The sequence below is a fragment of the Streptomyces sp. NPDC044033 genome, from assembly GCF_056434425.1.
Window position 1 is genome coordinate 167,135 of record NZ_JBWKFF010000017.1, and the last position, 14,436, is coordinate 181,570.

Consider the following 14,436-nt stretch of genomic DNA (forward strand, 5'->3'; position numbering starts at 1 on the left):
GGGCTCGGCCCGGTGCCGGTGGTGTCCAAGTCGAACTCTTCCTGTCGTGGGCTCGTGGGCGGCGCCGGTCCGTGGCCGAGCCGGTCCTGCGGCGGGCGGCACCGGCTCGTGGCCGGTGTCAGCGCGTCGCGGGGCCCGGCAGCGACGCGGCGTTGATGGCGTCGGCCACCTCCTGTACCCCCGGCGGCCGGACGATGTCGTAGTGCGTGGTGTCGAGGACGTACGAGCCCGCGGGCTCCGGCAGCAGCGCCCGCCACAGCCGCTGCTGCTCCCGCGCGGAACCCAGCGCGGGCAGACCCGCCACCGGCCGTCCGGCGAGCCACAGCCGGCTGGGCGTGCCGGACAGCCGCGGCGGCTCGTGTCGCGCCATGCCGGCCAGGTTGGCGCGGCAGCAGCGCGTCAGCCGCTCCGCGTACGCCGCCGCCTCCTGGCTCGCGGGCGATCCCGCGCTGCCCTGGCCCAGCTCGTGGGCGAAGACCGCTTCGAGCTGCGTCTCGTCATAGGCGGCGAAGCGCGGCCCGGCGTCGGGCGGCGGCGGGTCGACCAAATAGAGTCCCGACGCCGGGCGGCCGGCCGACTCCGCCTCGGCCGCCATCGACTGCGCCACCCAGGCGCCGAAGGACCAGCCGGCCAGCTGCCAGCGCCACTCGCCGTGCGGGAAGCGCGCTTGGAGCGCGGCGTGGTAGTGGCGCGCCCGTTCGGCCAGCGACCAGGCGGGCAGGTCGGGCCGGACCAGCGCGGGGTCGGCGATCAGGCAGACGGTGAGCCGCGGGTCGAGGGCCGAGACCAGCGCCCGGTACGCCTGGATGTCCCCGCCGACCGGGTGGACCAGGCACAATACGTCGCGTCCCTCGCCCGGCTGCCAGACCTCCAGCGTCACGGGGGCATCGGCTTCGGCGGGCGCCGTGACGGATGCCCCGGCGGGCGGCTCTGCGGCGGACTCGATGGGCGCCGCCTCGTCCAGCCGCGCCAGCACCTCGGCCAGACTCACCTGGTGGCTGAGCTGGGACAGCTCCAGGTCGACGCCGAAGTGCTCCTTCACCTCGCCGATCAGGTCGAGGAGCGTCAGCGAATCGGCGCCGTGGTCGTAGAGCGAGGCGGCCGGGTCGAGTCCGTCCAGCCCCAGCCAGTCGCACAGCCAGGTGGAGAGCCGATCGGCCGCCGGTGCGGGGGAATCGAGGGCTTCGCCCGGTGCCGCTGAGCGCACGCCGCCCTTCGGTCTGTCGGCGTCCGGGGCGTAAAAGCCGCGCGCCCGCTCGATGTCGGTCGTGGAGACCAGCAGTTGCGGAAGCTGCAACTGGAGCGCCTGCGCGAACAGCCGCTGGCCCTCCTTCACCGCCAGGCCGACCGTCAGGTGCGCCTGGTGGCGGGCGTCCGTCCGCAGCGCGTGCCGGGCTATGCCGACCTCGCTCCAGATGTCCCAGTCCACGCCGATCCGCACGGTGGTCTCGGCCTCCCCGGCCCGGTGCCGGGCGAAGCCGTCCAGCAGGCCGCCCGCGGCGGCGTAGTCGAGCTGGCCGACGCCGCCGAACTGTGCGGCCATCGATGAGCAGTACGCCGCGAACACCGGCCGGTGACGCTCGATCAGCCGCTCCACCAGCAGGGCGCCGCGCAGCTTGGCGGCCATCGCCCGGCGCATCGCGGCCGCGTCGCGCCGGGCGATCAGACCACCGGCCCCCGCGCCCGCGGCGTGCACGACACCGTCGATCCGGCGGCCGTGCGCGAGGCCGTCGAGCCGGTCCATGATCTCCTCGGTCGCCGCCTCGGCCAGATCCGCCTCGATCAGCTCGACGCGGTCCGCCCATGGAGCCAGGTCGACCGGCAGTTCCGGCCGCCGGGCCAGCAGCAGCACGCGGCAGTCGGGCCGCTCCTCCAGCAGCCAGGCCGCGATGCTGGCACCGATGCCGCCGGTACCGCCGAGGATCAGGTACGTACCGCCCTCCGTCGGCAGCGCGAAGGGCGAGGTCGCGGCGGGCGCGGGGACCGGCAGCAGCGCCTGCCGCCACCAGTAGCCCTGGCGCAGCGCCAGTCGGCGGGGCAGCGCCGTGGCGGCGTCGGCACCGGCGAGGAGGGCCGGGAGCAGCGGCGCCCAGTCGGCCGGATCGGCACCGGGCAGATCCAGCCAGCGGCCGTCGACCGCGCACTCCTGCGGCGCGACCTCGCAGACGCCGGCCAGCAGCCCCGACTCCGGTCGCTGGACGGCCCCTTCGACCGGCTGGGCCCGGGACGAGAGCCACCAGGGGCGCAGCCGGGCGGGCCACGACAGGCCGCCGACCGCCTGGAGCAGGGCGGCCGGGGTGTCCACGCAGGCCCACTGGGCCCGCGCGAGCGCGTCCTCGCCCACCGGGCCGTCGACGGCCAGCGGCAGCGCGTGCAGCCAGTCGATACCGGCCGCGCCCGCCTCGGACAGCTCGTCCAGGAGCTGCCGCAGCGAGTCCGGGTCGGCCGGATCGACCTCGTACGCGTCGTCGCCGAGCCGGGCGAAAGCGTCCGCCGCGCTGACCCGCACCACCCGCTCGTAGGTCGCCGCGAAGGGGCGCAGCGCCTTGGGCGGCAGCGGCGCGGCGGTCATCGCCACCAGCAGGCCGGGGGCGGCGGTCGTGGCGCCGGCGGTGGCGCGGCTCAGCCGCACCCAGTGCGGCTGGTGCAGCCAGTCGGCCTCGGGCAGCCGCTGCGGCATCTCGAAGCCGCCCGCGCCGGGCGCCTCCGAGGGCGGCGCGGTCTTCGGGGCGGCGCGTTCGAAGTCGTAGTCGGCCAGTGCGAACGCGGGCGGCGGGAAGTCCCAGGGCGCCGGCGCCGGTCCGGCGGGCCACTGGAGCGTCGCTCCGGCCCGCCAGGCGGCGACCGCTTCCTCGGGGGCCAGGTCTTCGGCGCGGCGGGGTCCCTCGCCCGCCGCCGCCTCGGTCGCCTCCGAAGCCGGCGCCTCGCCGTCGCCGACCGCGCGCAGCCACGCCACCGCGTCCGCCGCGTCGGCGCAGACCGCCGCTGCCCGCCGGCGCCGCTGTACGCGGCCGGCCTGGAGGTGCCGCAGCACCTGCCCGTACGTCTCGGGCCGGGCCTCCAGGTAGTCGGCGATGCGGAGGGCGTCGGCGCGCAGCCCCGCCGCGCTGCTGCTGGAGAGGGCCAGACACGGCCCGGCGGGGGGCGGCGGCGCGGATTCCCCGGCCTCCAGCACCAGGTGGGCGTTGGTGCCGCCGATGCCGAAGCTGCTCACCGCCGCCACCCGGGGCCGCCCGGCTGGCCAGGGCTGTGCCCGGGTGGGGACGCGGAACGGCGCGAGGTCGGCGCCGAGCCGCGGATTGGGGCGGTGGAAGCCGACGTTGGGCGGGATCACCCCGTGGTGGACGGCGAGGGCGGCCCGTACGAGCCCGACCACGCCCGAGGCGGCGCCCAGGTGGCCGATCTGGCTTTTCACCGACGCCAGCGCGCAGCTGTCCGGTCCGGTCGGGCCGAACGCCTGGCGCAACGCGCCGACCTCGACCGGGTCGCCGAGCTGGGTGCCGGTGCCGTGCGCCTCCACGTAACCGACGTCGGCGCCGCTCCGGCCGCTGCGGCGCAGCGCGGTGCGGATCGCCTCGCGCTGCCCGGCGAGCGAGGGCGCGCTGTAACTGAGCTTTCCCGAGCCGTCGTTGTTGAGCGCCGAACCGGTGATCACCGCATAGACGGTGTCGCCGTCCCGCCGCGCGAGCCGCAGCGGCTTGAGCACCACCACGCCGACGCCGCTGCCCCCGATGGTGCCGCTGGCGTCGTCGCTGAACGGGCGGCAGTGCCCGTCCTTGGAGAAGATGTGCTGCGGCCGGTAGCGGTAGCCGTCGCCGAGCAGGGTGTCGACCAGCACCCCGCCCGCCAGCATCACGTCGGCGTCGCCCTGCCGCAGCAGCCCGGCGGCCACATGGACCGCCGTCAGCGAACTGGCGCAGGACGCCTGCACGGTGAGGGCGGGACCGGTCAGGTCGAGGTGGTAGGCCACCTTGGTGGCGAGGAAGTCCTTCTCGTGGTGGAGGGCGAGCTGGAAGCCGTCGGGCAGCCGGTCCGGGTCGGCGTCGCGGAGCATGGACTGGAAATAGGTGTTCTCGCCGCAGCCGGCGACGATGCCGACGCGCTGCCGTCCGGCGGATTCGCCGGCCCTGGCGCTCCCGGCGGTCCCGGTGATGCCCGCGTGGGCGAGCGCCTGGACGGAGCTCATCAGCAGATGGCGCTGCTGAGGGTCCATCAGCCGCGCCTCCTGCCGGCTGAGCCCGAAGTGCTCCGGGTCGAAGGAGAGCAGGCCGCTCATCCGGCTGCGGGCGCCGACCAGGCCGTCGGCGGCGTCGAAGTGCTCGACGCCGCGGGCGCCGCTCTCCACCATCTGCCAGAAGGCGGCCAGGTCGTCGGCGCCGGGCAGCCGTACCGCCATGCCGACGACGGCGACCGGCTCGTCCGCGATCCCCACCGTCTCGGTCCCCGCCGCCTCGGCCCTGGTCGCCTCGGTCCCGGCCGCCTCGGTCCCGGCCGCCTCGGTCCCGGCCGTCTCGGGCGCGGACTCCTCGGCCGTGGCGGCTGTCGGCCTGCCCTCGATGAAGCGGGCGAGCCGGCCGATGGTGACGTGCTCGAACAGGTCGGGGATGGTGAAGCGCAGATCCGGCTCCGCCGTGCAGCGCAGATGGAAGCGCATCAGGTCGAGACTGGTGGCACCGGCGTCGAAGAAGCGTTCCTCCGGACCGATGGGCCTGCCGACGACCGCCTCGAACAGCTCGGTCAGCCGGCCCTCGCGCGCGGAGCGGACCGGCGCGGCGGCGGCGCGCGGGCGCAGCTCCTCGCCCGGCGCGGTCAGCGCCAGGCGGCGGTCCAGCTTGCCGCTGGGGGTGAGCGGCAGCGCGTCGAGGAGGCGGAAGCGGTCGATACGCGCGTACGGGGGCAGCAGCGGCGCCAGATGGGCCGTCAGCTCCTCGGGCGCGGGCCGCGGCGATCCGGCACGCCGCTGCAAGCAGGCCGTCAGCCGCTCGCCGTCCCGCACCACCACCGCGTTCACGATGTCCGGGTGGCGCAGCAGTGCCGCTTCGACCTGGCCCAGCTCCAGCCGGTGGCCGCTCAGTTTGATCTGCTGGTCGTCGCGGCCCAGGTAGTGGAGCAGGCCCTGCCGGTCGAATCGAGCCCGGTCGCCGCTGCGGTAGAAGTACCCCGGGCCGGGCACCTCCACGAAGCGTTCGTCGTTGAGCGCCGGGTCGCCCAGGTAGCAGGGCGCGGCCATCGGTCCGCCGATCAGCAGCCGGCCGGGGCAGCCGGGCGGCACGGCCTCGCCGGTCTCGTCGACGACGCGCAGCCAGGCGCCCGCCACGGGTCTGCCGATGGCCGGCCGGGCCGGCCACCGCGCCGGGTCGCCGTCCAGGCAGAGCGCGCTGACCACGTGTGTCTCGGTCGGCCCGTAGTGGTTGAACAGGCGCGCGCCGGGCATCCCCGCGAACCAGCGGCGGATGGCGTCGGTGCACAGCAACTGCTCGCCCGCCGTGACCACCTCCCGCAGCCGGGAGGGGTAGCGGCCCAGCCGCACGCCGTGCTCGGCCAGCAGTTGCAGGGCCACATAGGGCATGAAGACGCGCTCGGCGCCGGCCTCTTCGAGCTGCTCCAGGAGCGCCGGCGCGTCCTGCCGCCAGCGCGGCCGTACGAGCGTGAGGCAGCCGCCCCCGCACAGGGTGCCGAAGATCTCCTGGAAGGACACGTCGAAGGACAGCATGGAGAACTGCTGCGTGACGGCGCCGCCAGGCAGCCCGCCCGCCTCGGCCTGCCATTGCAGCAGATCGCACAGCGTACGGTCCGGCACCTGCACGCCCTTGGGCGTACCGGTGGAGCCCGAGGTGAACAGGGTGTAGAGCGGCCGACGCCCGTCGTGCGGCGGCAGTTGCGGCGCGGTGGCGGCCGACAGGACCACCGGGTGGCGGGGCAGCCCGTCCGGGGCGATCGCGTCGACGGCGGCCTCGCCGCCCGGCGCCACCAGGACGCACAGCGGATCCACCTGGTCCAGGATCTGCCGCAGCAGCGCCGGGGGATAGGACGGGTCGAGCGGCACGATGGTGAGGTTGAGCCTGGCCAGCGCCAGCAGCGCCACCACGTGCTCGACCGACGGCTCGAAGTGCAGCGCGACACGGCGGGGCAGGCCGTCCCGCTCGGGCAGCGGGAAGCGCGTACGCAGCTCGGCGGCCAACGTGGCGGCGTACGCGTCGAGTTCGGCGTAGGCCAGGGTGCGGTCGCCGGTCGTCAGCGCCGGGGCCTCGGGCGTCCGGCGGACCTGGCGGGCGAACCCGTCCGCCACCGTGGCGAAGTCCGTCGGCAGCGCGGGGGCGCGGCCGGGGTCCGGCAGACCGCGCCGGTACGGTGCCACCAGCTCGGCCAGCGTGTCCGTACCGCCCTCGGCCAGGCTGTCCAGGGCGCGCCGGAACAGCCTGTCCAGGGCGCGTACCTCGGTGGCGTCGAACTGGCCGTCGGCGTACTCCCACAGGCAGTCGAAGCCGGTCCCGCGCTCGACCACGGACAGCGTCAGCGGGCACTTCGCGTCGGCCGCCGCGGGCCACAGGGGGCGGGAGCGGCAGCCGGGCAGCGTCAGCGCGTCGAAGTCCGTGTTCTCCAGGACGAACATGAAGTCGAAGGGCGGGCCGTCGGCGCGGGGGCCCTGGTCGGCCAGCGCGTCGGCCAGTGCTACGTCCTGCCGGTCGAGGACGTGTTGCGCGGCGGCGCCGTGCCGTTGGAGCTGGGCGCGCAGGCGCTCGGCCGGGTCCAGGTCGAGCGGCAGCAGCACGGTGTTGGCGAACATGCCGACGCCGGACTCGAAGTCCTGCACCGGGCGGTTGGCCACCGGCCCGGCGATCCGCGGCCGGCTGCGGCCGGTCACCCCGTACAGACTCCAGGCGAACACGCCCAGCAGCACCTGGAACCGGGTGAGCCCCAGCTCCGTGCCCAGCGCGTCGAGCGCGCCGCGCCGGTCGGGGCCGAGCGTGGTGTGCAGCAGCCGGCCGGTGCCGTGGGCCGGGACGGGGCTCGGGTCCAGGGGCGGCGCGGCCTCGTCCGGGTCGCCGTAGTGGTCCGCCAGCGCGGCGCGCTGGGCCCGGTAGGCGGGCCGGGCGAACCAGTCGGCCTGCCAGGCGGCGTAGTCGAGCGGGGTGGGCGGGGGACCGACCTCGCCGCCCTCACGCGCCTCACCGTGCTCCCCGCCGCTCAGCGCGGCCGAGTAGTCCGCCGAGAGTTCGCGGAAGAGGACATTGAGGGACCAGCCGTCTACGGCGATGTGATGCAGGTGCAGCAGCAGAACGCCGCCGTCCTCCGCGGGCAGCCAGCACGCCTGGAACATCCTCGGCTGCCCCAGGTCGAAGGGCTCGCCGAAGAGCCGGCCGGCGACGGCACGCCAGTCGGCTTCGCCGCTCGCCGGTTCCGCGCTACCGGGTGCCGCGTTGCCCGCTCCCGTGCCGCTCGGCTCGGTGCCACTCGCTTCTGCGCTGCGCGGTTCTGTGCCGCGCGACGACGCGTTGCCCGGCGAGGCGTTGCCCGGCGACGTGCCGTCTGCCTCCGCGCCGTCCCCCTCAACGCCTTCCGACTCCGTGCCGTCCTCCTCAACGCCGCCTGCCTCCGCGCCAAGCGGCGTCGGCACCGGCGTCCACGGGTCGTACGGCTCCGCGACCACCTGCCGCAGCCCCTCCGGCGTGGCCTCGAAGGCGGTCCGCAGCGCCGGATGGCGCGCCACCAGCCGCCGCAGCGAGCGCCGCAGCACCGCGGTGTCGACCTCGCCCTCCATCCGGAAGGCGAGCCCCACGTTGTAGGCGCGGGAGCGCGGATCGCGCTGCTGGAGGAGCCACAGCCGCTGCTGCTCGGACGTGGCGGGGGCCGAGCGCGCACCCGAGGGGGGCGCGGGTACCGGGTATGGGGACTCGCCCTCGTCGCGGTCCGCCGCGATGACGGCGGCCAGCTCCTCGAAGGTCGCGCGCAGGACGAGGGCCTGGGGCACCTCGCGGCCCCAGCGCCGCCTGACGTCGAAGCGCAGCCGCAGGGCCTTGAGGGAGTCGCCGCCGTTGGCTATCCAGCGGTCGCCGAGCCGCAGTTCCGAGGTGCCCAGCACCTGGCCCGCGAGGTCGAGCACCTCGCGCTGGTGGCCGGTGGCCGCCGGGCCGTCGGCCTCGGCGCGGCGCCAGGGCGCGTCGGCGCGGCGCAGCAGCGCCGCCTCGTCGACCTTGCCGTTGGCGTTGCGGGGCAGCTCGCCGACGCGGTAGATCCGGTGCGGGCGCATGTACGCGGGCAGTCCGGCCGCCAGGTGCCGGTCGAAGTCGTCGAAGGACAGCTCGGCATCGAGTACCAGGTAGGCCAGCAGCTCCTTCGCCCCGTCGGCCGCGTCGCGGCGGGTGCAGACGTGTGCCTGCCGCACGGCGGCGTGGGCGGTGATCCGCGCCTCGATCTCGCCCGGCTCGACGCGGAAGCCGCGCACCTTGACCTGGCGGTCCGCCCGCCCCACGTACGTGATGAGCCCGGTGGCGTCCTGGCGCACCAGGTCACCGGTGCGGTAGTAGCGGGCGCGGCCGCCGTCGAGCCAGGGCAGCCGGACGAACCGGCGCGCGGTCTCGTCGGGCAGATTGCGGTAACCGGCCGCCAACGCCTCGCCGGTGATGAGGAGTTCGGCCACCTCGCCGGTCTCGGCGCGCCGGGCGCCGTCGACCACGAGCACCGCCTCGGTGCCCGGCAGTACGCGCCCTATCGGCACCACCTCGCCGTCGAAGTCGCGGGGGATCGGGTGGCAGACGGCGAAGGTGGAGGTCTCGGTGGGGCCGTACCCGTTGACGAGCTGGGTGCGGCTGGTGGGGTTGTCGCGGTACCAGCGGCGGATGAGGCGGGCGTTGAGCTGCTCGCCGCCCACCAGGACCTGACCCACGCCGGAGAAGCAGTGCGGCGCCTTGTCGACCACCGCGTTGAACAGCGCGGCGGTCATGAACAGCGCGTCGATCCGCTCGCGTTCCAGCGCGGCTGCCAGCAGGTCGGGGTCCTGCACGGTCGCGTCGTCGAGGATCACGCAGCGGCCGCCGGTCAGGAGCGGTACCCACACCTCGAAACTCAGCGCGTCGAAGGCGGGGTTGGACAGTCCGGCGAAGCGCGGCGCCTCCTCCAGCCGGATGTAGCCCGGCCGCGCCAGCCGCAGGATTCCCGCGTCGCGCACCTCGACGCCCTTGGGCAGACCGGTGGTGCCCGAGGTGTAGAAGAGGAACGAGAACGGGGCGTCGCCGCACGGCGGTTCAACAGCCTCGCCGGCGGCGCCGGTGTCCGGGCCGCCGTCGAGCAGCGCGGCCACCGGCAGCGGCGCCACGTCGTCGGGCAGCCCCTCCGGCGCCGCCTCGCCGTGGATCACCGCGACACCGGCCGAGTCGGCCAGGATGTGGCGGCGGCGCTCGGGCGGGCTCTGCGCGTCGAGCGGTACGACCGCCGCGCCCAGCCGCAGGACGCCGAGCATGGCGCAGACCAGCTGCCAGGAGCGCGGCAGGCAGATCGCCACCGACTGACCCGGCCCGACGCCGCGGTGGCGCAGGGCGCGGGCGACGGCGGCGCTCGCGGCGTCGAGCCCGGCGTAGTCGAGCAGCGTCGCGCCGTCGGCGACCGCGACGGCGGCCGGGGTGCGGCGCGCCTGGGCGAGCACGTTCCGGGCGAGGCCGGCCGCCGGGCGGGCGGCCGGGGGATTCGATGAGGGCGCCATCAGTCCTCCTGCGCCGGGACCGGATCGGGCCCCCGCCCGGCGGGCGGCAGCGGAAGGGACGCCGCGATACGGGCCGCTTCGGCTTCGATCACCGCGGCCACCTGCGGAGTGCCGTCGTCCTCCAGCAGCTCCCAGTGGTCGCAGGTCATCGGCTCCACCAGGTAGTCGCCCTCGGCGCGGCGGCGCCAGAAGCCCCGTACGTCGCGCAGGAAGTCCTCGTCGGCGCCCTCGACGGCCTGCATCAGGAACAGCCGGGCCGACGTCGACGGTGGGTCGTAGTCGCGCGCGGACTCCCGGTTGTGGCAGTAGATGCGGTAGTACTGCTCGATCTGCTCGTCCTCGATGCCCGGGTACATGCCGTTGAACTTGATCAGCTTGTCGCGGAACTCGGCCATGCTCACGGGCTCGATGCCGGGGCGGTTGTCCGGGTCGTCGCTGCCCTGGGCGTCGAGCAGGACGACGCTCATGTCGGTGCGCCCGGCCTGCGCGAGCCGCCGCCCCATCTCGTGGGCGATCAGCCCGCCGAAGGAGAGCCCGGTGATGATCAGCGGACCGTCCGGCAGTGATTCGATGAGCCGCAGATAGGACTCGGCCATGGCGTCGACCGTGGGCAGGAACGACTCGCCGGGGTTCACGCCGGGCGACTGGATGCCGTAGACGCCGCAGTCCGGTCCCAGCGCCTTGGCGAGGGAGAGATAGCAGAAGGCGGTGCCGCCCGCCGGGTGGACGCAGACCACTTGGGCCCCGCTGCCCGCGCGGAACTCGATCAGGTTGCTCGGCGGCCGTCCGTCGGCGCCCTGCCGCAGCCGGCCGCCCAGTTCCTCGATGGTCGGGTGCAGCATGATGTCCCGCAGCGGCAGGTTCTCGCCGAACTCCTCCTCGATGGCATGGGCCATCTTGATCGCGGAGATCGAGCTGCCGCCGATGTCGAAGAAGCTGTCCCGGATGCCGATCCGGGAGCGCAGCAGCAGCCGCTGCCAGATCTGATAGAGCGTCAACTCGATGTGGTCGCGCGGGCTGGCCGTGTTGACCACGACGGGGCCGCCGTCGCGCGCGCGCTCCAGCAGCGCCGCGCGGTCGAGCTTGCCGTTGACGGTCAGCGGCAGATTCGGCAGCTCCATGAAGAGCGCCGGGATCATGTAGCCCGGCAGCCGCCGGGACAGCGCCGCCCGCCATTCGGCCGCCGACCACGGCTCCTCGTCACCCCGTCCGACGCAGGCCACCAGCCGCTGTTCGCCGGTGGGTCCGCAGTCCGCCAGCACGGCGGCCTCGCGCACGCCCGGCTGCTCCAGCAGCACCGCCTCGACCTCGCCGGGCTCGATGCGGAAGCCGCGCAGCTTGACCTGCCGGTCGCCGCGGCCGAGGAACTCGATGTCCCCGTCCGGCAGTCGGCGGGCCAGGTCGCCGCTGCGGTACATCCGCTCGCCGGGTACGAACGGGTCGGCGACGAACCGTTCGGCGGTCAGGTCCGGCCGGCCGAGATAGCCCCGGGTCAGCCCCGCGCCGCCGACGTAGATCTCACCCGCCACGCCGACCGGCACCGGCTCCAGCCGCTCGTCGAGCAGGTAGACGCGCGTGTTGGCCAGCGGCCGGCCGATGGGGCACTGCCGCGCCGCGGGCGTCGGATCGACGTAGGCGGTGCAGTAGACCGTGGTCTCCGTCGGCCCGTAGCCGTAGAGGACACGCAGCTCGGGCATCAGCCGCGTCATGCGGTACAGCGCCCCTTCGGGCAGCGATTCCACGCCCGTCAGCAGCTGACGCACCGTCAGCCCCGCCAGCCGCTCCTCGGGCGCCTCGTCGATCCACTTGATGAACGCCGGCGGCAGGAACGTCTGCACGATGCGGTGGGCGCGCAGCCACTCCATCAGTGCGCTCGGATCGCCGCGCAGCTCCTCCGGCACCAGATGCAGGGTGCCGCCGGTGGTGAGCGGCAGCAGGGTCTCCTGCACCGAGGAGTCGAAGCCGATGCTCGACCAGAGCGCGGCGCCCTCGCCGGGCTCGGCGCCGAACTGCCCCAGCCCGTGGTCCAGCAGGTTGAGCACATTGCCGTGAGTCGCCGCCACGCCCTTGGGCCGGCCCGTCGACCCCGACGTGTAGATCACATAGGCCAGCCCGGCCGGGTCGTTCGCGATGCCGGTCGGCTCCTCGCTTCCGCCCTCGGCCTCGACCGCCGCCAGCCCCGACCAGCCCGCGGGCGGCTCGGCGGCGTCGCTCAGCACCAGCGCGGCGTCGGTCACCATCTCCGCCAGCCGCTCCAGCGGCAGGACGGGGTCCATCGGCACATAGGCGGCGCCGGCCTTGAGGACGCCCAGGATGCCGACCACCAGGTCCGCCGAGCGCCCCGCATGCAGGCCGACCCGCTGTCCCGGCCGCACACCGCGGGAGACCAGTGCGTGCGCCAGCCGGTTGGCGCGCCGCTCCAGCGTGCCGTAGTCGAGCCGCTCGTCGGCACTCACCAGGGCCGGACGGCCGGGATTGGCCCGCGCCTGGGCCTCGAAGCGCTCGACGACGCCGCCCGGCGCACCGGCGCGGACGCCGCCGTTCCAGTCCACCAGCGCCTGCTGCCGCTCCCGCTCGTCGAGCAGCGACACGGCCCGCGCCGCGCGCGAGGGGTCCTCCGCCATCCGCGTGAGCACCCGCCGCAGATGACGGCCGTAGCGCTCCGCGGTCGCGGCGTCGAAGAGGGCGCCCGCGTAGTCCAGGCTGCCGACGACGCGGCCGTCCTCCTCCGACAGCGACAGCGTCAGGTCGAACTTGGCCACCGAGTACGGCGACCGGAGCGGCGACGCCTCGACGCCCGGCAGGGACAGCTCGCCGCCCGCCTCGCCCGCCCCGCTCTCGTCGGTTTGCCAGGCGAACATCGTCTGGAACAGCGGCGTATGGGCCTGGCTGCGCGGCGGGTTGACCAGCTCCACGACCCGCTCGAACGGCAGGTCCTGGTGGTCCATGGCGGCCAGTGCCGTGGTACGCACCCGCTTGAGCAGGTCGGCCACGGCCGGTTCGCCGGAGAGGTCGATCCGCAGCGCCAGCGTGTTGACGAAGAAGCCGATCAGGCCCTCCAGCTCGCTGCGGCGGCGGTTGGCGACGGGCGCGCCGATCACCACGTCGTCCTGGCCCGACAGCCGCGAGAGGGTCAGCGCCCAGCCGGCCAACACGGTCATGTACAACGTGCTGCCGTTGCGGCGGCCCAGCGTCTTGAGCGCGCCGGTCAGCTCCGCGCCGAAGTCGAGCCGCACCGATCCGCCGCGGTAGTCCTGCTCGGCCGGGCGGGGCCGGTCCGTCGGCACCTCCAGCAGCGCCGGGGCCCCCGCCAGCGCGGTCCTCCAGTAGTCGCTCGACTTGGCCGATCCGCCCTCGGACAGCCACTGCCGCTGCCAGGCGGCGTAGTCCGCGTACTGCACCGGCAGCGGTGGCAGCGGGCTCTCCTCGCCCCGCTGGAACGCGGCGTACAGCTCCCCGAGCTCCCGCGTCAGGACCGTCATCGACCAGCCGTCCGAAGCGATGTGATGCACAGTCAGCAGCAGTACGTGGTGGTCGCTGCCCAGCGTGATCAGCCGGCCGCGCGCCAACGGGCCCTGAGCCAGATCGAATGGCCCGGCCGCCTCCTCGCGCACCAGCTCTTCGAGACGCTCCTCGGCGTCGGGAAGGCCGGACAGATCGTGCGAGCGCAGGGCGAACCCCGCGTCCGCCGGGCCGACCACCTGGAAGGGGGTGCCCGCCGTGACGACGAGCCGGGTACGCAGCACCTCGTGCCGGGCGGTCAGCGCGTCGAGGGCGCCGGTCAGCGCCGCCCGGTCCAGCGGGCCGCGGAGCCGGAGCGCCAGCGGCATGTGGTACGCCTCGCTCGCCCCCGGCAACTGCGACAGAAACCACAGCCGCTGCTGGGAGAAGGACAACTCCATTGGCGCTGCACGGTTCTTCAGCGGTTCGATGGCGGTCTGCTTCCGCATCGCCGGGGAGCGATCGGAGGCAGAATTACGGAACGTCTGATTCGCCGACAAAACCAGCCCTTTCCCTGTGGGGGAGGCTCAATCACTTCGGATCATTGTGGATCGCTGGATGACTTCGGTCCGCTGGACCACTGGGCATCATGAGGTAATGACGCGGGTGAACGCGTGTCCCTGCCGCTTCACCGCGAACGGCCGTACCCTCGCCGCGGCCGGCAAGGCCGGCCGAACCCCCGTCGTGGCCACCGCGGTCGGCCGAATCCGGAAAACGTCCGTACGCCGCCGGGCGGGAGAACGCCGGGCCCGCGACATCGGCTCCCGCGCCGCGCGGCCCGGCATACCGGCACGTACGGCCCCCCGGCGCGTACGGGCAGAGACGAGCCGAACTCGGCCCGGGTGCGCGCGAGTTGGCGGAGATTTCTCGGGGATGTAGTTTCTCTCACGGCGGGCTTCTGTTTCCCTCACGGTTTCCATCGCGGCGGCGGTATTCCGGATTCGGGGCTCTCGCGATGCCTCCGTTAACGCATGACTGCCTCCGGGGCCTCCGTGATCGCTTTCGGCCGTCGGCCGAGGCCGGTCCGGCCGGCGCCACAAGTGCCCATGACGCGCACCAACTTTCCGTACTGCCGGACGGATATCGCTAGGAACACGGCGCCCGGTTCGAGTGCTGTGGTGGCCGCTTGGTCACCCAGGGATGATCGATCAGGTTCGCTGAGTGTGTCAATGGTCGATGTTCCGCTTCCGGTTCCGGTTCCGCCCCGGCTTCGGTTTCGGCTACGGCCAGGTAAT

At 74.5% G+C, this 14,436-nt stretch carries 2 protein-coding genes; both read right to left on the reverse strand.

Going from position 1 to position 14,436, the window contains the following annotated elements; all coding sequences use genetic code 11:
- Window positions 1-118 precede the first annotated feature (118 nt).
- The gene (locus AC07AB_RS27725; RefSeq protein ID WP_478572064.1) at window positions 119-9,700 is read right to left on the reverse strand and encodes an amino acid adenylation domain-containing protein; all 9,582 of its coding nucleotides are present in this window, start codon (window positions 9,698-9,700) and stop codon (window positions 119-121) included.
- Window positions 9,700-13,602, reverse strand: coding sequence for a non-ribosomal peptide synthetase (locus AC07AB_RS27730; RefSeq protein WP_478572066.1), 3,903 nt, complete (start codon window positions 13,600-13,602; stop codon window positions 9,700-9,702). The genes AC07AB_RS27725 and AC07AB_RS27730 overlap by 1 nt, the downstream gene beginning before the upstream one ends.
- Between the last annotated feature and the right edge of the window lie 834 nt (window positions 13,603-14,436).